We start from the raw sequence: 18,963 nt of genomic DNA, 5'->3' as shown, positions 1-18,963 counted from the left end.
ATCCCGCCAACCCATCGTGAAAGTACACCGCATGCCGCCACCGCTGCCAGAAGAGATACAACGCCACCTGGATGTGTTTGTCGCCGCCGCGCACCGCGCGTTTGGTGACGACCTTGCCGCCGCCGTGCTGTTTGGCTCGGCCGCCGATGGCCAGGTGCGCGCCACCTCCGACGTCAACCTGCTGTTGCTGCTCAAGCGCTTTACGCCGCAGGCGGCCGATACATTGCGCGGGCCCTTGCGCCTGGCGCACGCCGCCATCGATTTGCAGGTGATGTTCCTGCTCGAGGGCGAATTGACGCAGGCCGCCGACGCCTTCGCCGTCAAGTTCGCCGACATCATCGCGCGCCACAAGGTGCTGCACGGCCTTGACCCTTTCGCCAGCCTGCACACGAACCGCGACGCCGTGCTGCGGCGCTTGCGGCAAGTGCTGCTCAACCAGCAGGTGCGCATGCGCGAACGGTATATGCTATTGAGCCTGAATGAGGAACAGCTGGCCGGCGCCATCGCCGACGCAGCCGGTCCGCTGCGTGCGGCGGCCGCCTCGCTGGCGCAGCTGGAGGGCAAGTCCGCGCTGTCCGGCAAGCAGGCGCTCGAAGCGTTTGTCGACCAACTGGGCGACCCTGCCCTGCACTCCGCCTTGCAAGCCATGTCGGCGGCGCGCGAAACGGCGCGCCTGGCGCCGGGGCAAGCCCTGCCCGCATTTACGGGCTTGATGACGATTACCGGACACTTGCGCGAACACGCGGAGCACATGCGGTGAACGGCTTCAATCCCTTTGACTGGAGCGGGCCATGGTTCCTGCTGGCCTACCTGATCTTCGGCGTGCTCGTGTACTACCTCGCGCGCGAGCTGCTGATACGCCAGGAGCTGCGCAATCCGCATGCCAAGCTGTCGCTGGCCGATGATCCCTACCGCATCGCCTTCTTGCGCGGCGGCGCCCTCGAAGCCGTGAAAATTGCCGCCATCGTGCTGGTCGACCGCGGCTTGCTGCGCGCCGATGGCCCGCTGCTGGAAACGGCCAGCGCCGACAGCCTGCGCTTCGCCAATCACGACATCGAACGCGACGTGCTGCGGCTGTATCTGGGCCGCCAGGGCCACAGCAGGGAACTCGCCGAGCAGGCAGACATGCTGCCATCATGCCGCGCCTACCTGGACTCCTTGAAATGGCAGGAATTGCTGGTCGGCCCGCGGCTGCTGCGCCGGCGCCAACGCATCACCGGGGCCGCGCGCTACCTGCTGCTGACGGTGGCCGCCGTCAAGGCCGTCATCGCCATCAGCCGCCAGCACTACAACCTGCTGTTCCTGGCCCTGCTGCTGGTGATATTCCTGCTCATGCTGCGCGGCTTGCGCACCCAGGCGACCAGCTGGAGCGCACAGCGGCTGCTGACCGACTTGCGCATGCTGTTTGGCCGCCTGAACATGCGCTCGTCGCGCCTGAACCCAGGCAGCAGCAGCGCCGACATGGCACTGCTGGCCGCCATCTTCGGCCTCGGCGCCCTGCCCTTGTCCGTGTACGCCTACGTCGCCGAGCTGTTCCCGGTACCCCGGCAAAACACGGGCGGCGACTCCTCGTCCAGCAGCTCGGGCGACTCGTCATCGGGCGGTGGCGACGGCGGCGGCGACGGGGGCGGCTCTTCCGGCGGCTGTGGCGGTTGCGGCGGTGGCGGCGGCTGTGGCAGCTGACAAGGGGCCGGCACGCGACCGCGTCGGCCTGGGCTGGCGCGGCGAACTGGCTTCCGGCATCCTGTCCAACCTGGCGCACATCGACGTGCTGGAAGTGATCGCCGACGACTATTACCGCGCCTCGCGCGCCGATATCGCCGCCTTGCGCAGCCTGGCGCGCCAGGTGCCGGTCAGCCTGCACGGCGTGGGAATGGGGCTGGCGTCGACGCTACCGGCCGACCCGCGCCGCCTGCATGCGATGGCGCGCCTGATGCACGAGGTGCAAGCCGAGTCGTGGTCAGAGCACCTGAGTTTTGTACGCGCCGGCGGCGTGGAAATCGGCCACCTGGCGGCGCCGCCGCGCACGCCGCACAGCGCCGCCGGCGCCATCGCCAATATCGCGCTGGCCACGCGCATCGTCGGCAGCGCGCCGCTGATGGAAAACATCGCCACCCTGGTCCAGCCGCCCGCCAGCACGCTGGACGAAGCCGCATGGCTGGCGCAGATCATCCACGGCGCGCAAGTGCCGCTGCTGCTCGACCTGCACAACCTGTATGCGAATGCCGTCAATTTTGGCGAGGCGCCGGAGGAATTGCTGCTGCGCTTGCCGCTGGACAGGGTTGGCGCCGTGCACCTGAGCGGCGGCCACTGGATCGACGCGCCGGGCGGCGGCCAGCGCTTGCTGGACGACCATCTGCACGACGTGCCGCCCGCCGTCTTCGCCCTGTTGACCGTGCTGGCGCGCCAGGCGCCCCAGCCCCTGACGGTGATCGTCGAACGCGACGGCAATTACCCATCGTTCGAGCATGTGCTGGACCAGCTGGAGCTGGCGCGCGCGGCCTTGCGCGCGGGTCGAAACGCATGAGTTCCCCCGCACTGGAAACCTATTTGGCAAGGCTGTACACGGACGACGCCCTGCGTGCAGCCTTCCTGCTGGAGCCCCGTGCGCAAGCCTTGCTGCAGGGCTTGTCGCCGCAGGAAGTCGATGCCATGGCATCGATGGACCGCATCGGCCTACAACTGGCGGCGGCCAGCTATCGTGCCAAGCGGGCCGGACGCGCCGAACAGGGCGGCCAGCCCAGGCCGGCGCAGCGCTGGTGGCGCCGGCTGCTGGCTGCCTGGACCTGACGGCCTACAAGTGCCACAGCCGCAGCGGCAGCAGCCCCCACCAGGCCAGCACCAGCAGCAGCTGCAAGGCCGCCAGCAAGGCCACCCAATCCCATTTCGCCCACGAGCCCGCCTCAGCCGCCGTGCCGCGGCTGCGCCAGCAGCGCGCCAGGCCGAATGCCGTCGCCAGCGGCAGCGCGCCTGTCGCCAGTGCCAGCAGCACGCTGGCGATGGTGACGTCGCCCAGGCGCAGGTAGGACTGGAAATAGAAAAACGGCAGCGGCAAGAGCAGCGCCAGCAGCGACAGCAAGGGCGCGAACAGATGGTCGCCCCGCCCCAGGCTGCGCCGCGCAGCGCGCCACACGCCCACCACCAGCACATACAGCAAGCCGGCAGCCCCCAGGGCCAGGCTGCCCCACAGCACCAGCATGCGCAGCATCGATGCGCGCTCATAGCTGCGCAAGCCGTCGCTGAGCACATGCTTGCCATCCTCTTGCATCAGCACGTGCGACGGCGTGCTGCGGTCGCTGGCGCGGAACAGCAAGCCGCCCACCGGTTCCAGTTCCTTCGGCTCGCCCTGGAACGGGATCAGGAACAGCGACTCGCCATCCCATTTCAGGCGCGTAAAGCCAAAGACGGCATCGACCCAGGCCATGCTGGCCATGGGGCTGGGCGACGGCACGTAGACGCCCTGCCAGTTTTCCACCGTGGGCGCGGGCGTGCCGCGCGGGGCCGGCGCGCGCAGCGGCAGCTCCAGATCGCGCAGCAGCAGGCGGTTGAAGCGTTCATAGTCGGCCTGCTCCGCATCCGTATTGAAGGCCACGAAGAAGGCGCTGTCCTGCTCCGGATAGATGCACAGCATGGCGCGGAAACCCACGGCCGTGCCAGGATGGCAGGCGCCCACCACATTGTGGCGGTCGCGCACGGCAAGCGCCAGGCCGTGGCCCGTTGCCAGGCCCGCCTGCGCCGCGTCCGTACCGGCCGGTTCGGACATGGCGCCCATCAGCGCCATGTCGATGAATTGCTTGTCCTGCAGCTTGCCGTCGCCCATGAGGAATTGCGCCAGCTTGCCCATGTCGGCCGCCGTGGTGGTAAATTGCGCGGCCGGACGCAGGTATTGGGGCACGGCCGGCTGCGCCACGCCATGCTCGAAGTGGCCCATGGCCAGGCGCGGGTCGGCATGCGCTCCCGCCTGCGTGCTCATTTGCGTGACGAAGGCAAACGTGCTGTCCGCCATGCCCAGCGGCTGCAGCAGCTGCGCATCGAGGTAACGCTCGTACGGCTGGCCCGTGACTTTCTCGATCACCATGCCCAGCAAGCCATAGCCCATGTTCGAATACGCGTAGCGGCTGCCGGGCCGCGCGCGCACGCGCAGCAGATTGCGGCCGCCGTCAAACGCCTCGGCCAGCGGCATGTCCGGCGTCGGGTTCAGGCTGAACGCCTGCCAGAAGCGCACGTTATCGAGGCCGGACGTGTGCGCCAGCAGGTTGCGGATGCGCACGGGATCGCTGGCTTGCCACGGGTTTTTCAGCGCCAGTTCCGGCAGCACCTGCTGCAGGGGCGTGTCGAGCGTGAGCCGGTCTTCGCTGACCAGGCGCAAGATACCCAGCGCCAGCGCCACCTTGCCCACGGAGCCCACCTGCATGCGCGTGTCCGCCTGCATGGGTATTTGCTTGACAGCATCGCGCAAGCCGGACGCGCCAACTTTGACTGTTCCGTCGGGCAAGACTTCACTCCAGACAGCGCCCGCCAGGCCCTCTTCCTTCAGGCCGGCGGCAAACTCCGCCTCCAGGGGGGCGGCCGCGTGGGCCACGCTGGCGCACAGCAGCAAGGCCGGCAAGGCCTGGCGCAGCCATGACCTGGCGCACGCGGCCAGGGTGGGATAGCGATCTCGTTTCAACAATGTATTCTGCCTTTTTGCATGGACTGCGCTCCCGTGCCGCTTTGCTTGTTACAATTAAAAATTGAGCAACGACGGGAGCTTTCATGTCACAAGATATTATTTTGGATACCCAACTCCAGCAGACCAAGAACCTGGCCTGGTGGTTGTACCTGATACATGGCGCCAGCTTTGTGTTTTCGCTGGGCGCGTTTTCCTTCATTCCGCTCATCATCAATTATGTGAAGCGGGACGAGGCGGGCGGGACCTTCGTGCACAGCCATCACAGCTGGATGATCCGTTCCTTCTGGTGGTACGCGGCCTGGATCGTCGTCGGCGCCATCCTGTGGATCACGCTGATCGGCATTCCGCTGGCACTCATCGTATGGGGCGTGGCCTGGCTGTGGAAAGCCTACCGCTTGCTGCGCGGCTTCCTCGACCTGAACAACAACAAGCCCGTGCCCATGTAAAAGGTGCTTCGCGGCAAGCCAACGGCTTGCCGCTGCCTACATCGCCGCGAACGCCCGTTCGATATCGGCGATCAGATCCTGCGGATCTTCCAGTCCCACGTTCAGGCGCACCAGCTGGCCCGGCAACTGCCAGCCCTTGCGCATGGCCGCGATGCGGTACGGCATCACCAGGCTGTTGGCGCCACCCCAGCTGTAGCCAATCTTGAACAACTGCAAGGCATCGACGAAGCGGTCCGTCTGCGCCTCCGTGTAGCGGGCATCGAACAGCACGGAAAACAGGCCACCCGCGCCCGTGAAGTCGCGCTGCCAGATGGCGTGGCCGGGGCAATCCTCGAAAGCCGGATGCAGCACCGTGGCAATTTCGCTGCGTCCCTTGAGCCAGGCGGCCACCGTGCGCGCGCCCGCATCGTGGGCGTCGAAGCGCAGTTTCATGGTGGGCAAGCCGCGCAGCAGCAGGTAGGCGTCGTCCGCCCCCACGCCCATGCCCAGACGCATGTGCGCCTGCGCCAGGCGGTCGTGCAGCGCCCGCTCGCGCGTAATGAGCGCGCCCATCAGCACATCCGAGCCGCCCGACTGGTATTTCGTCAGCGCCTGCATGATGATGTCCACGCCCAGCTCAAAGCCGCGCAGGGCCAGGCCGGCCGACCAGGTGTTATCCAGGGCGACCAGCACGCCGCGCGCGTGGGCTGCCGCGCAGATGGCAGGCAAGTCCGGCACTTCCATCGTCACGGAACCCGGTGCTTCCGTCCAGATGAGCTTGGTATTCTGCTGGATCAACGCCGCGATGCCGGCGCCGATGAGCGGGTCGTAATAGCGTGCCGTGATACCGAAATCCTGCGCCAGCCAGCGTCCCAGTTCGCGGTTCGGGTTGTAGATATTTTCCGGCAATAACACGTCGTCGCCCGTCTTCAGCAAGGCAAAGTCCGCCATGGCGATGGCCGCCAGTCCCGACGGCGCCAGCAGGCAGTGCGTGCCCCCTTCGATCTCGGCCAGCCGCGCTTCCAGGGTGAACGTGGTGGGCGTGCCGTGCAAGCCGTAGGTGTAGGCGTTCTTCTCTTTCCAGTCGCCCGAGCGCATGGCCGCCACATCCTTGAACAGCACGGTCGAGGCATGGTGGATGGCGTTGGGAAACGCAGCAAAGCCTTGCGGCGCCTGGTAATCGCTGTGGATCAGCGCGGTTTGCGGAGATTTGATTGTGGTCATGGCGTCGTCGGCAAAAACGTGGGCAGGTAAAAAAGTGGACCGCGCAGTGCGGCGCCACCTGGATTGTAAGGGCTTTACTCAAAAACCGCCGTACAACTGAGGCCAGGCGCATGGCGAACGGAAGAAGAAATCCGATAATGTCTCAACATTTATCATGTATTATTGACATGCTTTATTTTTAATATTATACATTTCAATCTGAAGGGATATCCCATGTTGAAAAATGCAGTGCTGGCTTGCGCCCTGGCTGCGGCCACGACGACGGCGCTGGCCGCTCCAGCCACGCCTTACCTAGTCAATTTTTCCTATACCGGTTTTTATGATGACTTGAACGGCGGTGCGTGGAACCCGAACTTGCGGCTGGCGGGGAGCTTTTTTGCCGACAATGCCAATGGCGACAATGTCCTCACCAAAAACGAAATATCCTACCTGGCGTTTGCCGGCACATTATATCTAGATGATTGCAATAATGGCAATATTTATCTGCGCTGTGGCGTCGATATACTGGAATACTCGCTGGAGGGCGGATTGAAGATTTCAGCCTATTTCGTCGGCAGCTATCCCGACGAAACCTTTTTTTCAACCCTGAAGACGGGTGACTCCTTCAGCTACACCTACCAGCATCCTTATTTTCTACCTAACGGGCAGCATACTAGAGTACGCTGGTCGCCAGACACCAAGCTGACGATCGGTCCTGTACTGCTCCCCGTACCAGAGCCTGAAGCCTATGCCATGCTGCTGCTGGGTCTGACCGGTATCGGCTGGATGCAGCGCCGGCGCCGCGCCATTTAAAGCACAAAAAAAAGGGACCTCCAACTGGCGATCCCTCCTATTCAGAACGGCGTCAACGCTGTATGTCAGACCAGGACAGCGTTACTCGGCCGCACCCCACAAGTCATGCGCGTCGGCCGACGTGATGGTCACGTCGACGAACTGGCCCACCGCCAGCTTGCGGTGCGGCTCGAACGGCGGTTTCACATACACGACGCCGTCGATTTCCGGCGCATCGGCGGACGAGCGGCCCACGCCGCCGGAGCGGGTGACTTCATCGATCAGCACGCGCACGGTCTTGCCGACCTTGGCTTGCAGGCGTTTTTTCGAGATTTCTTCCTGCAGCAGCATCACGCGGCCGCGGCGCTCTTCGCGCAGCTCTTCCGGCACGGGGTTGTCGATGGCGTTGGCGGTCGCGCCTTCGACAGGCGAATAGGCGAAACAGCCGAGGCGGTCGATCTGCGCTTCCTTGAGGAAGTCCAGCAAGTACTCGAATTCCGCTTCCGTTTCGCCTGGGAAACCGGCGATGAAGGTCGAGCGGATCGTCAGGTCCGGATTGATGGCGCGCCAGGCCTGGATGCGGTCGAGGTTTTTCTCGCCGCTGGCCGGGCGCTTCATGCGCTTCAGTACGTCAGGATGCGCATGCTGCATCGGAATGTCGAGGTAAGGCAGGATGTGGCCGCCGCTCATCATCGGAATGATCTGGTCCACATGCGGGTATGGATACACATAGTGCAGGCGCACCCAGGCGCCGTAGGTCTTGGCCAGTTCGCCCAGCGCTTCCGTCAGCTGCGTCATGTGGGTTTTCACGGGACGGCCATTCCAGAAGCCGGAACGGAATTTCACATCCACGCCATACGCCGAGGTGTCTTGCGAAATGACCAGCAATTCCTTGACGCCGGCCTTGAACAGGTTTTCCGCTTCGATCATCAGTTCGCCGATCGGACGCGAGACGAGGTCGCCACGCATCGACGGGATGATGCAGAAGCTGCAGCGGTGGTTGCAGCCTTCGGAAATTTTCAGGTAGGCATAGTGCTTCGGCGTCAGCTTGACGCCTTGCGGCGGCACCAGGTCGAGGAATGGCGCATGCGGTTTCGGCAGGTGAAAGTGGACGGAATCCATCACTTCGGCCAGCGCGTGCGGGCCCGTGACGGACAGCACTTTCGGGTGCACCTTCATGATGATGTCGTCGCCGGCAGCATCTTTCTTGGCGCCCAGGCAACCGGTCACGATCACTTTGCCGTTTTCAGCCAGCGCTTCGCCGATGGCGTCGAGCGACTCTTGCACGGCAGCATCGATAAAACCGCAGGTGTTGACGATCACCAGATCGGCGCCAGCGTAGGATTTCGCCGTTTCGTAGCCTTCGGCGCGCAGTTGGGTCAGGATTTGTTCGGAGTCGACCAGCGCTTTCGGGCAGCCGAGCGAGACAAAGCCCACTTTCGGCGCCGCACCTGGCATGGCCTGCATGGCCTCGGGCTGGGCGGAAGGAACGGGAATACGGTGAATTTCAGACATAGTTGGCAGCTAGAAAATGGTGAGGCGAATCGGCTATTGTACCCCGAGCCGCCCCTTGCTGGCAGAACTATGCTGTTTTGATGACGCCAATACAACTACCAGGCGATCGAATCGCCCGGTGAGTGTATCGGATCGATTACTTTTTGTCGGTTGGAGGAACCGGCGGCACGAACGGGAAGGTGCCGAACAGATTCTTGCTCTGGCTTTGCATCTGTTCCTGCATCTGCACGAACAGGCTCTTGCTCTGGTCGATGTAGTTGTTCATCATGCCTTGCATCATCGGGCCCTGGACATTCATGAACTGGGTCCACATTTCCGGGCTGAAGGGCTTGCCTTCGAAACTGCCGGCCGACGTGCCCGTGAATTTGTGCTGGATATCGGTGAACGCTTGCACGTTCTTTTCCAGGTAGGATCCCATCATGCCCTGCATGGCGTGGCCATAGTAGCGGATGATCTGCGACAGCACGCTGCTCGAGAACATGGGCGCGCCGTTCGCTTCCTCTTCTAAAATGATTTGCAACAAGATGCTGCGCGTCAAATCTTCATTGGACTTGGCATCGACGACGGTAAACACCTCATTGTCCAACACCAGCTGCTTGACGTCCGTCAAGGTGATGTAGGAACTGGTTTGCGTGTCATACAGACGGCGGTTGGGATATTTTTTAATCAGGCGGTCTATACTTTTTTTTGCACTACTCATCACAAGTTCCACTTATTGCGCCGCAGCGCATACTGAGTTAATCCGAAAAAAAAGCGAACGTGGGTCCGCTTTCGCACCTGCCTACGTTTTCCATTATAGAGTGGAAAACGGCTCCATTGCACATCAGGGTAGTAGATTCCCGCATTTATTGCAACGCAACTAAAAGTAGATTCTTGACAAGACCGGAGATTACGCCGGTCTTGCCAGGCCAGAAGCTTTTGTAAACTAGTCCGCCCTGACTTTAACATACCGCCCCGGCGCCGGCTCGATTGCCGCGTGGCGTTTGTTGCCCGGCTTGCCTGGCGCCTTGACCTGCGCGCCGCCGTGTTCGGCCAGGAAAGCGGCCCATTCAGGCCACCAGCTGCCCACGTGCTCGGTCGCGCCTTCCATCCACTGCTCGGCAGTCAAGGGCTTGGCTTTCGCCGTGCGGGCGCCTTTGCCTGCGTCATTGCTCCAGTAGCTGCGTTTTTTCTTCGAGGCAGGATTGATCACGCCGGCGATGTGGCCCGAAGCGCCGAGGATGAAGCGGTTGGCTTTCGGTTTTTTCGGGTTCAGCACAGCCGTACTGGCATACGCCGCGCCCCACGGCACGATATGGTCTTCGCGCGAACCGTAGATGAAAGCGGGCGCGTCGATACTGCTCAAGTCGACCTTTTCCCCAGCCACTGTCAGCTTGCCCGGCACTTTCAGGCTGTTTTCCAGGTAAGTGTTGCGCAGATACCAGCAGAACATGGGGCCAGGCAAGCCGGTGCCATCGCCATTCCAGTACAGCAAGTCAAACGCGGGCGGCTCCTTGCCCTTCAGGTAATTCGACTGCACGTAGTTCCACACGAGGTCGTTCGGTCGCAGGCTGGAGAAAGTGCTGCCCAGGTCGCGACCCGACATCAGGCCGCCCTTGGCCAGGGTTTGCTCGCGCAGCGCCACTTGCGGCTCATCAATAAAGACGTCGAGCGCGCCCGCGTCGCAGAAATCGAGGAAGGTGGTCAACAGGGTCAGGCTGGCGGCCGGATTCTCGCCCCGCGCCTTGAGCACGGCCAGCGCCGTCGAGACAATGGTGCCGCCGACGCAAAAGCCGAACATATTGAGCTTGTCCTGGCCGCTGATTTCCTGCGCGACCTGGATGGCTTCGATCACGCCTTGCTCGACGTAATCGTCCCACGTCAGGTGCTGCATGCTCATGTCCGGATTGCGCCAGGACATCAGGAACACGGTATTGCCCTGCTCCACCGCATAGCGCACGAGCGAGTTTTCCGGCTGCAAGTCAAGGATATAGAATTTATTGATGCATGGCGGCACCATCAGCAGCGGCCGCTGGTGTACCGTGGGGGTGCTTGGCGTGTACTGGATCAGCTGGAACAAGGCATTTTCAAACACCACCGTACCCGGCGTGGTGGCCACGTTGCGGCCCACTTCGAAGGCCGATTCGTCGGACTGCGAAATGCGGCCCTTGCCCATATCGGTCAGCATATTGCTCAAGCCCTTGGCCAGGCTTTCACCCTTGGTCTCGATCAGGGTTTGCTGCGCGTCGGGATTGGTGGCAAGAAAATTGGCGGGCGACATGGCGTCGACGATTTGCTGCACGGCAAACGCAATCTTCTGCTTCTGGTGCGGCGTCGCTTCCACGGCGTCGGCCATGGCGCTGAGAAACTCCGCGTTCAGCAAATAGGCAGCCGCATTGAAGGCCGACAGGGGGCTGGCGTGCCAGGCAGGTGCTGAGAAACGGCGGTCTTTCAGCTCCGGCGCCTTGCCGGCCATAAAGTCAGCCCACAAGCCCGTCAGCTTGGCCACGTAGGCATTTTTCAGTTGCTCGATCGCTTCCGGCTTGATGCTGGCGCCCGCATCCTGCAAAATGCCGGCAATCGGATTGCCCTGGGGCTGCGGTACCATGTTGAACCACGTCTTCCACTGTTCAGGATTGCTGATCTGCGCCATCCATTCCTTGGTCATCATTTGAGGATCGGGCATGTTCATAGCTATATAAGTCCATTCAAGAATTGGGGACGCCGAACAAAACCTACTGCGCGTCGGTATAGGCGGCCTGCGATGCTCACCGTACCTTCGTACGGTTGCGCTTCTTAGCCACCTCTCCCTTCCGCTCGCTACGGTTTTGCGCGGCGTCGAAACGTAGTCGAAAAATAGAAAACTTTAATATCAACTGCATGCAAACTCTTACTAATTGCCAATACCAATGATGCTCATGACCGCTGTTGCCTGGATCTATGTCGTCGGCCTCATGGCGCTGACGGAACCGTCCATCGTCGCCGGGGTGATGACCTTCGTGCTGTACTGCGTCATCCCGCTGTCCATCCTATTCTATCTGACGGGCTCAAGGAGACGCAAACGCAAGGCGGCGCGCATCGCGGAACTGCATGCCCGCGCGCGGGCCTCAGCAGACGATAAAACAAAAACGGCAGACACATAAGTGTCTGCCGTGCAGATTATTTGCGCCAGATCAAGCTGGCCTGTCGTCCCGTGACGCCATCGCGCCGGTACGAGTAAAACTGCGCCGCATCGCTGACGGTGCAATATTCCCCGCCCGCCACTTGCGCCACGCCATCGCGCAGCAGCATGGTGCGCGCCAGCGCATAGATGTCGGCCAGGTACTTGCCCGGCTTGCCAGCGATGGCGGCGAAGGCGCTGGACAACACTTGCCGCTCCGCATCATCTCGCGCGCCGTCGCGGAACGCTTGCAACACGTCGTGTCCCACCTCGAATTGCCGCGGACCAATCGCCGGCCCCAGCCAGGCAAGGATATCCGTCGCGCCCTGCGCCCGCATGCTGTCCACCGTGCGCTGCAAGACGCCATTGGCCAGGCCGCGCCAGCCCGCATGGGCCGCACCGACGACGAGGCCATCCGTCGAGCAGAACAGCACCGGCAGGCAATCGGCCGTCATCACGACGCACACGGCGCCAGGCTGCGCTGCTACGCTGGCGTCGGCATCGGGCACGCAACCGTCCAGCTTCCCGGCATCGGCCACGGCCACGCCATGCACCTGCGACAGCCAGGCCGGCTGCGCTGGCAAGACGATCGCCAGCCGCGCGCGGTTGGCCAGCACGTGCGCAGGATCATCGCCCACGTGCGTGCCCAGGTTCAAGCCGCCACCGCCCTGCCCGTCACCATACGGACCCTGGCTGACGCCGCCCGCGCGCACGGTCGCCAGCGCGCCCACGTTCGCGGGCAAGCCTGGCCAATGGGGAGTGATATAAGGCAAGGCAGCCGTCATCAGACCTGTTCCGGCTCGGGAATGCCGGCGGTGGCGATCAGCTGAGCGAAATCATCGGCCAGCGGCACGATCCACTCGCACGCTTCCAGGGTGCCCGGATGCACGAGGCCCAGGCGACGCGCCTGCAGTGCCTGGCGCGAGAAGACGGACACCAGGTGCTGCTTGCCGTACACGTAGTCACCAACCAGCGCAAAACCCAGGTGCTGCATGTGCACGCGGATCTGGTGCGTGCGGCCTGTTTCCAGGCGGCATTGCATCAGGCTCACGGGACGGCGATCGAGTTCGCCGCTGCCGATCAATTCATAGTGCGTGATGGCAGGCTTGGCGGTGAAATTCTCCGAGACGGCCATCTTGACGCGGTCGCGCGGGTGGCGCGCGATGGAGGCATCGATGGTGCCCGCCATTTTCGGCGTGCCCCACACGAGCGCGAAATACTCGCGCTTGACGGTGCGCGCCTGCAACTGGCGCACCAGGTCCGTTTGCGAAGCGAGGGTCTTGCCGACGACCATCAGGCCGCTCGTATCCTTGTCCAGGCGGTGCACGATGCCGGCGCGCGGCACGCCCGCCAGCTGCGGACAGTGGTGCAGCAGGCCGTTGAGCAAGGTGCCCGACCAGTTGCCGGGCCCCGGATGGACGACCAGTCCGGCCGGTTTGTTGATGACGATGATATGCTCATCTTCGTGCACGATGTTCAATTCCATCGCTTCCGGCTTAAAAGCCTCGTCTTCCGGCGCGCTTTGCGGCAGAATGACGATCTTCTCGTCGCCATAGGCGGTCATGTTGCGTTTGGCAACTTTTCCATCGACGGTCACGAAACCGGCTTCCAGCCACAATTGCAAGCGGCTGCGCGAGTATTGCGGCACCAGCTGGGCGATGACTTTATCGAGGCGGTGGCCGCAGGCGTCCGGCGTCAGTTCCAATGTAATCGGGGCCATTTCCTCGAAGACGTCGTCGGCGGCAAAATCGCCGTCAAACGCCTCTTCGGCACCATGGTCAGAAAGGGAGTCAAACGCGGGGTCAGCCAAATTAGGCTTCGGAGTTAATATCACAGCATTCCCATCGGCTATAATCAGCCTATTGTAAAATCTTGGTTAAAACCTTCTTGCAAAACGTCATGCAAAAAAAATTATCGTTGGTAGTCGCTTCAGTCGTTCTGCTCGGCATGTCCGCTTGCAGCTTGTTGCCTGAAAAAGTGGATGAGACCAAAAACTGGTCCGTTACGAAATTATACTCGGAGGCGCGTGAAGAAATGGCCGGGCAGCACTATGAAGCTGCAATCGGCCTGTTCCAGAAGCTGGAGGCTAACTATCCTTTCGGCAACTATGCTCTGCAAGCGCAGATGGAGATCGCTTACGCGTATTATAAGTCGGGAGACCAGGCGCAGGCGCTGGCTGCCGTCGAACGCTTCATCAAGTTGCATCCGAACCACGCCAATGTAGACTATATGTACTACTTGCGTGGTCTGATCAGCTTTAACGACCAGATCAGCTTCCTGAACTTCCTGTACGAGCAAGATCCGACCGAGCGCGACCCGAAAGCTACGCGCGAAGCGTTTGCGGCCTTCAAGCAACTGGTCGACAAGTTCCCAAATAGCAAATATGCGCCCGATTCGCTGGCCCGCATGAACTATTTGATCGATGCGATGGCGAAATACGAAGTGCACGTGGCGCGCTATTATTTCCGCCGCGGCGCCTACCTGGCCGCCGCCAACCGCGCGCAAACGACGGTCAGCGACTTCCGTGCCTCGCCGGCCATCGAAGAAGCGCTGTTCATCATGTACCGCTCGTATGACAAGCTGGGCTTGACCGACTTGCGCGACGATGCCTTGCGCGTGCTGACCAAGAACTACCCGAACACGGCATTCCTCAGCCCGGAAGGGGTGAACAAGGAACGCAAGTGGTGGAAATTCTGGCAGTAAAATGAAAAAACCGGAGCTTGCTCCGGTTTTTTCTTGCGTCAACCCCAAAAGCAAGGACCGGGGTCGTTCGCTGCGCGATCGGAATGCGTCCCACTGGGACGCATTCCCCCGTCGGGTACGACCCCAGCATTTGCTTCAGGGTTACTCGCCGACCTTGCGCCGGAACACCCAGCTCGTATCGTTCGACGCTTCCGGCACGAAAGCATAGCCATCGACATCGAATTGCTTCAGCTGCTGCGGGTCGCGGATCTGGTTGACTGCCGCATAGCGGGCCAGCATGCCGCGCGCGCGCTTGGCGTAGAACGAGATGATTTTATACTTGCCGTTCTTCCAGTCCTCGAACACGGGCGCGATGACGGGCACGTCCAGCTGGCGCGGCTTGACGGATTTAAAATATTCTTCGGAAGCAAGATTGACCAGCACTTTCGCCCCCTGCTCCCTGGCCGTGCGGTTCAGTCCATTGGTGATGGTGTCGCCCCAGAACGCGTACAAATCCTTGCCGCGCGCAGTTGACAGGCGCGTGCCCATTTCCAGGCGATGCGGGTGGATCAGGTCTAGCGGGCGCAGCAAGCCGTACAGGCCTGACAGGATGCGCACGCGCGACTGGGCATAGTCGAGCTGGGCCGGCTGCAGGCTGCGGGCCTCGAAACCGGCATACACGTCGCCATTGAAAGCCATGATGGCCTGGCGCGCTTCCGCCAGCTTGGGCGTCCAGGAAGCGTAGCGGGCCACGTTGAGGGCCGACAAGGCGTCGGAAATGCCCATCAGGCTGCCCACTTCGGCAGGCGAGAACTGGCGCATGCGCTCGATCAGCTGGGCGGAATGGTCGAGGAAATCGGGGGTGCTGTGCAACGAGGTTGTTGGCGGCGTCTCCAGGTCGAGACTCTTGGCGGGCGAAAGCACGATCAACATAAATTATCACTACAGAATAGAATTGCCGACATGATACCTGCTCCACAAAAACTCGTCCTCGACACCAACGTTTGCCTCGACCTGTTCGTCTTCAACGACCCGCGCTGGGCGCCCCTGCTGGCAGCCATGGAAAGCGGCGCCGTGCACGCCATCACGCGCGAAGATTGCCGCGCGGAATATCTGGTCGTGTTGCATTACAAACATCTGCCGCTCGACGAAGCCAGCCGCGCCATCGCCGCCGCCCGCTTCGACGCGCATATCAGCGTGGTGGCGCCGCCCGTCTCCGGCGTGCGCCTGCCCGTCTGCACGGACAAGGATGACCAGAAATTCCTCGAACTGGCGCGCGACGCCAACGCCGACATCCTGATCACCAAAGACAAGGCCCTGCTGAAACTGGCCCGCAAGACGGCCAAGGCCGGCATGTTCAAGATCATGGTGCCGGAAGGCTGGGCATTGCCAGGCTGAGGCGCCAAAGCCCCACACGCAACGGGGCGCGCTGCGCTAGAATGGGAAACGATTCCACTTTCCGCACCGCGACCCTACCGTTCATGAACAGCCCGTCCCTGCTCTACCCGACTCCCGCCCTGACCACCCGTTTGCCTCTCGTGGGCACCACCGTGTTTACCCGCATGTCCAGCCTGGCGGCCCAGCATGGCGCCGTCAACCTGGGCCAGGGCTTTCCCGATTTCGATTGCGCCCCAGAACTGGTCGATCTCGTCAGCGACGCCATGCGCGCCGGCCATAACCAGTATCCGATGATGACGGGCGCCGCGCCCCTGCGCGAAGCCATTGCCGCGAAGATCGCCAGCCTGTACGGCCACAGCTATGACGCAGGCACGGAAATCACCGTCACGGCCGGCGCTACGCAGGCGCTCACCACGGCCATCCTGTGCTGCGTGCACCCGGGCGACGAAGTCATCGTCATCGAACCGGCCTACGACAGCTATCTGCCCGCCATCGCACTGGCCGGCGGCGTGCCCGTGCTGGTGTCCATGGAAGTGGGAGAGTCCGGCTACAGCGTGCCGTGGGACAAGCTGGCCGCCGCCGTCAGCAGCAAGACGCGCTTGATCATCATCAATACGCCGCACAATCCGACGGGCACGATTTTGCGCCCCGCCGATGTGGCCGCGTTGGCCGACATCGTGCGCGGCACGCAGATTTTGATTCTGTCCGACGAAGTGTATGAGCACATGGTGTACGACGGCGTGCCGCACGCGTCGCTCTCGCGCAACCCGGAACTGGCGGCGCGCAGCTTCATCGTTTCCAGCTTCGGCAAGACGTATCACGTGACGGGCTGGAAGGTCGGCTATGTGGCGGCCCCGGCCGCCTTGACGGCGGAGTTTCGCAAGGTGCACCAGTACAACGTATTTACCGTCAACACGCCGATGCAGCACGGCCTGGCCGCCTACATGGCGGACCCGCAACCGTACCTGGACTTGCCCGCGTTTTACCAGCGCAAGCGCGACCTGTTCCGCGATGGCCTGGCGGGTAGCCGCTTCAGCCTGCTGCCGGCCGACGGTACATATTTCCAGTGCGTGCGCTACGATGCTATTTCGCAAGAGACCGAAGCGCAGTTCGCCGAATGGCTGACGGCGGAAATCAAGGTGGCCGCCATTCCCGTGTCCGCGTTTTATGCGCAGGGCAAGGAATCGGGCATCGTGCGCTTCTGCTTTGCCAAGAAAGACGAGACCTTGCGCCTGGCGCTGGAGCGCCTGCGCAGCATTTAATGTAAATACGGCACTGCTGCGCTGCGGCGCAGAGAATGACTGAGGAACAACAACATGGTACAGCGTCGCATCGGCCCGGCCGACCTGGTTCCCGGCGAACCCCTGCCCTGGGATCTGTTTCTCGCGGACCATAGTGCCGGCCCGCAACTGCGCAAGGGGCAGATCATCACGGATGGCGCACAGCTGGGGCGGCTGATGCAGCTGGGCCTGTATGTGGGCACGCCGGATCAGCCATCCGTCTTGCGCCTGCTCAACGAGGCGGCGCAGCGCCTGGAACGCTTGCTGTTGGCCTTGCGCAGCGAAAACAATGCCGAGCGCGACGTGCGCGACATCGCCCGCGAACTGTTGCGCGCGCTGGAGCACGATGCCGATATCGCCCTGGCCAGCATCCTGCTCAATCAGATCGCCGGCAGCTACGCCGTGCGCCACTGCATCGAAACGGCCCTGCTGGCCATGCTGGTGGGCCGCAGCATGCACAAGTCCCACGATGAACTGCTGTTGATCGGCGCGGCCGCGCTGACGATGAACGTGGGCATGCTGCGCCACCACGACAGTTTCCAGGACCGGCGCGGCCCCCTGAATGACGATGAAATGCGCATCGTGCGCCAGCATCCGCAGGAAAGCGCGGAATTGCTGCGCTGCGCGGGCGTCGATGACGAGGAATGGCTGAGCTGCGTGCTCCTGCACCACGAAAACGACGATGGCAGCGGCTACCCGCAAGGGCGCACGGCCGATGAAATCCTGCAAAATGCCAAGCTGATCGGCCTGGCCGACCGCTATTGCGCCCGCGTCTCGGCGCGCAACTACCGCCGCTCCATCGTGCCCGACCAGGCGCTGCAGCATATCTTCCTCGACCAGGGCGTGCCCATCGACGCGCTGCTGGGCGAACAGTTCGTCAACCTGCTGGGCAAGTATCCGCCCGGCACCCTGGTGCGGCTGCGCAGCGGCGAGCTGGGAGTGGTGACGCAACGGGGCGCCGGCCACGTGCATCCGCTCAGCGACCCGCTGGGCGCGCCGCTGGCCCCCGCCGAGCTGGCACAACTGTCTCCCCGCGACACGGCCGACAGCCGCTACGCCATCGTGTCATCACTGCACGAGGACGATGCCGGCCTGCATTTCAGCATGCGGCATGTGTGGGGGGACGAGGCGAGGTTATAGGCTGGCCGGGCAACGCCGGGCGCCAGGCACGGGGCACTTCACGGTTTCGGCGGGCGGATGCCCGTGTACTGTGCGCTGACCAGCAGCCATTGCTTGTCGACAAGCCGAGCGACATAACCGGCGCGCAGGGCGAAGCTGCGGGCGGCCCCATCCTGGTTGAGACGGTAGGACAGGCGCGCCGAGATGAGTGCCGTATCGCCAAACAGGCGCACCACCGGTTCATCGACCTGGAGCTGGGGACTCGGCCGCTTCTGCTCCGGCGCATAGAAGGCGAGCATTTTTTCACGCCCGTCCACCTCGCCTACCGGCGATATTTCCACATAATTCTCCGCCGTGATGGCGTTCAAGGCCACTTGATCAAAGTTACTCTGCGCCTGCGCATGGCGCTGCACCAAGGCGACCAGTTCGGCATCGGCGGGAGCCGCGTGCGCGCTGCCGATCACGCCCAAGGCGCCCAGCAAACAAGTGGAGAGGACATGTGGAAGGGTCAATTTCATGCGTATTCATCCTGATCGAGGTCATTGAGAAGCATCCGTTGCCTGCCGCGGCAATATCGGACACTCGCTGGCGGGCGGCGCATCGCGAGAAAGCCCACCGTATGCTATCCCCTTGCCCTTTTCTCGCGCCGGCCATTGCGACAAAGCGCTTGAATCGGGGGTTGAAACGCCATTTCGCCGGCCCGGGATGCGCATGGCGATGCCCTCAGATACGCCCGCA

20 protein-coding genes are annotated in these 18,963 nt (G+C 62.7%); 11 read left to right on the top strand and 9 right to left on the bottom strand.

Annotated features, from left to right (window positions below):
- Positions 1-31: 31 nt before the first annotated feature.
- From IGS58_RS29170 to IGS58_RS10185, 4 genes are read left to right on the top strand one after another with little or no spacing between them, the layout of a single operon-like run.
- Positions 32-760 (top strand): nucleotidyltransferase domain-containing protein, encoded by a 729-nt coding sequence (locus tag IGS58_RS29170; RefSeq protein WP_329957981.1) that lies wholly within the window; start codon positions 32-34, stop codon positions 758-760.
- The gene (locus IGS58_RS10195) at positions 757-1,683 is read left to right on the top strand and encodes a TIGR04222 domain-containing membrane protein (protein ID WP_230521264.1); all 927 of its coding nucleotides are present in this window, start codon (positions 757-759) and stop codon (positions 1,681-1,683) included. The genes IGS58_RS29170 and IGS58_RS10195 overlap by 4 nt, the downstream gene beginning before the upstream one ends.
- Positions 1,673-2,527 (top strand): DUF692 domain-containing protein, encoded by an 855-nt coding sequence (locus IGS58_RS10190; protein WP_230521263.1) that lies wholly within the window; start codon positions 1,673-1,675, stop codon positions 2,525-2,527. Before IGS58_RS10195 ends, IGS58_RS10190 begins: the two co-directional genes overlap by 11 nt.
- Complete coding sequence (locus IGS58_RS10185) at positions 2,524-2,790, top strand: hypothetical protein (protein ID WP_230521262.1); 267 nt, start codon at positions 2,524-2,526, stop codon at positions 2,788-2,790. Before IGS58_RS10190 ends, IGS58_RS10185 begins: the two co-directional genes overlap by 4 nt.
- A 4-nt stretch (positions 2,791-2,794) precedes the next feature.
- On the opposite strand, the gene IGS58_RS10180 is transcribed toward IGS58_RS10185, so the two are convergent.
- Positions 2,795-4,669 carry a serine hydrolase domain-containing protein gene (locus IGS58_RS10180; protein ID WP_230521261.1) on the bottom strand — a complete coding sequence of 625 codons (1,875 nt, stop codon included), beginning with the start codon at positions 4,667-4,669 and terminating at the stop codon, positions 2,795-2,797.
- A gap of 86 nt (positions 4,670-4,755) precedes the next feature.
- Here IGS58_RS10180 and IGS58_RS10175 point away from each other — a divergent pair, with 86 nt between their 5' ends.
- Positions 4,756-5,118: a DUF4870 family protein gene (locus IGS58_RS10175; RefSeq protein ID WP_230521260.1), complete on the top strand. Its 363-nt coding sequence runs from the start codon at positions 4,756-4,758 to the stop codon at positions 5,116-5,118.
- Positions 5,119-5,154: 36 nt separating this feature from the next.
- On the opposite strand, the gene IGS58_RS10170 is transcribed toward IGS58_RS10175, so the two are convergent.
- Positions 5,155-6,321, bottom strand: a complete 1,167-nt coding sequence (locus IGS58_RS10170; RefSeq protein WP_230521259.1) for a cystathionine beta-lyase — start codon at positions 6,319-6,321, stop codon at positions 5,155-5,157.
- A 213-nt stretch (positions 6,322-6,534) separates the two neighbouring features.
- Between IGS58_RS10170 and IGS58_RS10165 the strand changes: the two genes are divergently transcribed.
- The gene (locus tag IGS58_RS10165; RefSeq protein ID WP_230521258.1) at positions 6,535-7,113 is read left to right on the top strand and encodes a PEP-CTERM sorting domain-containing protein; all 579 of its coding nucleotides are present in this window, start codon (positions 6,535-6,537) and stop codon (positions 7,111-7,113) included.
- A gap of 81 nt (positions 7,114-7,194) precedes the next feature.
- Here IGS58_RS10165 and rimO read toward each other — a convergent pair whose 3' ends face one another.
- From rimO to phaC, 3 genes are all read right to left on the bottom strand, one after another.
- Positions 7,195-8,550 (bottom strand): 30S ribosomal protein S12 methylthiotransferase RimO, encoded by a 1,356-nt coding sequence (rimO, locus tag IGS58_RS10160; protein ID WP_115057526.1) that lies wholly within the window; start codon positions 8,548-8,550, stop codon positions 7,195-7,197.
- A 193-nt stretch (positions 8,551-8,743) separates the two neighbouring features.
- On the bottom strand, positions 8,744-9,307 hold the full coding sequence (phaR, locus tag IGS58_RS10155; RefSeq protein ID WP_010399000.1) for a polyhydroxyalkanoate synthesis repressor PhaR: 564 nt from the start codon (positions 9,305-9,307) through the stop codon (positions 8,744-8,746).
- A 225-nt stretch (positions 9,308-9,532) separates the two neighbouring features.
- The gene (gene phaC / locus IGS58_RS10150) at positions 9,533-11,278 is read right to left on the bottom strand and encodes a class I poly(R)-hydroxyalkanoic acid synthase (protein ID WP_230521257.1); all 1,746 of its coding nucleotides are present in this window, start codon (positions 11,276-11,278) and stop codon (positions 9,533-9,535) included.
- A gap of 217 nt (positions 11,279-11,495) precedes the next feature.
- Between phaC and IGS58_RS10145 the strand changes: the two genes are divergently transcribed.
- Positions 11,496-11,729: a hypothetical protein gene (locus IGS58_RS10145; RefSeq protein ID WP_230521256.1), complete on the top strand. Its 234-nt coding sequence runs from the start codon at positions 11,496-11,498 to the stop codon at positions 11,727-11,729.
- 16 nt (positions 11,730-11,745) lie between these two features.
- Here IGS58_RS10145 and pgeF read toward each other — a convergent pair whose 3' ends face one another.
- Together pgeF and IGS58_RS10135 are read right to left on the bottom strand one after the other, a co-directional pair.
- Entirely contained in the window at positions 11,746-12,531 is a 786-nt protein-coding gene (gene pgeF / locus IGS58_RS10140) for a peptidoglycan editing factor PgeF (protein WP_230521255.1), read from the bottom strand.
- On the bottom strand, positions 12,531-13,556 hold the full coding sequence (locus IGS58_RS10135) for an RluA family pseudouridine synthase (RefSeq protein ID WP_230521254.1): 1,026 nt from the start codon (positions 13,554-13,556) through the stop codon (positions 12,531-12,533). Before IGS58_RS10135 ends, pgeF begins: the two co-directional genes overlap by 1 nt.
- 89 nt (positions 13,557-13,645) lie before the next feature.
- Here IGS58_RS10135 and IGS58_RS10130 point away from each other — a divergent pair, with 89 nt between their 5' ends.
- Positions 13,646-14,449: an outer membrane protein assembly factor BamD gene (locus tag IGS58_RS10130; RefSeq protein ID WP_034781139.1), complete on the top strand. Its 804-nt coding sequence runs from the start codon at positions 13,646-13,648 to the stop codon at positions 14,447-14,449.
- Positions 14,450-14,590: 141 nt separating this feature from the next.
- Here IGS58_RS10130 and yaaA read toward each other — a convergent pair whose 3' ends face one another.
- The gene (gene yaaA, locus IGS58_RS10125) at positions 14,591-15,361 is read right to left on the bottom strand and encodes a peroxide stress protein YaaA (protein WP_230521253.1); all 771 of its coding nucleotides are present in this window, start codon (positions 15,359-15,361) and stop codon (positions 14,591-14,593) included.
- A gap of 30 nt (positions 15,362-15,391) precedes the next feature.
- Here yaaA and IGS58_RS10120 point away from each other — a divergent pair, with 30 nt between their 5' ends.
- The 3 genes from IGS58_RS10120 to IGS58_RS10110 all read left to right on the top strand — a co-directional run bounded on the left by IGS58_RS10120 (position 15,392) and on the right by IGS58_RS10110 (position 18,246).
- Positions 15,392-15,826, top strand: coding sequence for a putative toxin-antitoxin system toxin component, PIN family (locus tag IGS58_RS10120; protein WP_099377514.1), 435 nt, complete (start codon positions 15,392-15,394; stop codon positions 15,824-15,826).
- An 83-nt stretch (positions 15,827-15,909) separates the two neighbouring features.
- A complete protein-coding gene (locus IGS58_RS10115; protein WP_230521252.1) occupies positions 15,910-17,088 on the top strand; it encodes a pyridoxal phosphate-dependent aminotransferase in 1,179 nt (392 codons plus the stop codon).
- 54 nt (positions 17,089-17,142) lie between these two features.
- Positions 17,143-18,246, top strand: coding sequence for an HD-GYP domain-containing protein (locus IGS58_RS10110; RefSeq protein WP_034781130.1), 1,104 nt, complete (start codon positions 17,143-17,145; stop codon positions 18,244-18,246).
- Positions 18,247-18,284: 38 nt separating this feature from the next.
- Here the strand turns inward: IGS58_RS10110 and IGS58_RS10105 are convergent, their stop codons facing one another.
- A complete protein-coding gene (locus IGS58_RS10105; protein WP_081345643.1) occupies positions 18,285-18,743 on the bottom strand; it encodes a nuclear transport factor 2 family protein in 459 nt (152 codons plus the stop codon).
- Between the last annotated feature and the right edge of the window lie 220 nt (positions 18,744-18,963).

Origin of the sequence: Janthinobacterium sp. EB271-G4-7A (assembly GCF_020858075.1) — a bacterium.
Classification (GTDB): domain Bacteria; phylum Pseudomonadota; class Gammaproteobacteria; order Burkholderiales; family Burkholderiaceae_D; genus Janthinobacterium; species Janthinobacterium lividum.
The sequence above is the reverse complement of the archived record's forward strand: the minus strand, read 5'-3'. Positions and strand labels throughout refer to the sequence as shown.